General features: G+C 63.5%; 1 protein-coding gene. It reads right to left on the reverse strand.

All coding sequences use genetic code 11. The features are described 5' to 3' along the window. Window positions 1-501 (reverse strand): HAD-IC family P-type ATPase (locus NKJ01_RS36345; RefSeq protein ID WP_352735414.1); only part of this gene is annotated, 501 nt, incomplete at both ends.

Below are 501 nucleotides of genomic sequence, written 5' to 3' on the forward strand. Positions count from 1 at the left end.
GAAGCCTTGCAGGCGCAGCGCATTTCCAATGACAAGCAGCGATGAGGCCGACATGGCGATCGCAGCGATCAGTGGCGTGACGTGTCCCAGTATGGCGATCGGAACGGCGACCGCATTGTAGCCGATAGCGATCGCGATGTTCTGGCGGATCAGGCTCCCCGCCTTGCGCGCGATGTCCAGCGCGAGAGGCACTGCCGCAAGGCTTTCACGCAGGAATACGAAATCGGCGGCATTGCGGCCGATGTCGGCCGCGGTAGCCGGCGCGATCGACACATGCGCCGCGCTCAGTGCAGGCGTGTCGTTGAGGCCGTCGCCAACCATCAGAACCCGCTGTCCCTCTCTTGCCAGGGTCTCGATGCATTCGACCTTGCCGGATGGCAGCAAGCACGGAATGAAGTCGTCGATACCCAGCATTTTCGAGACTTCGCCGCAGGCGGCCGCCGTATCCCCCGACAGCATCCGCACCGACACCCCGGCATCCTTCAATCGCTCGATCGCTGC

Source organism: Mesorhizobium sp. M0276 (assembly GCF_040321755.1).
GTDB lineage: Bacteria > Pseudomonadota > Alphaproteobacteria > Rhizobiales > Rhizobiaceae > Mesorhizobium.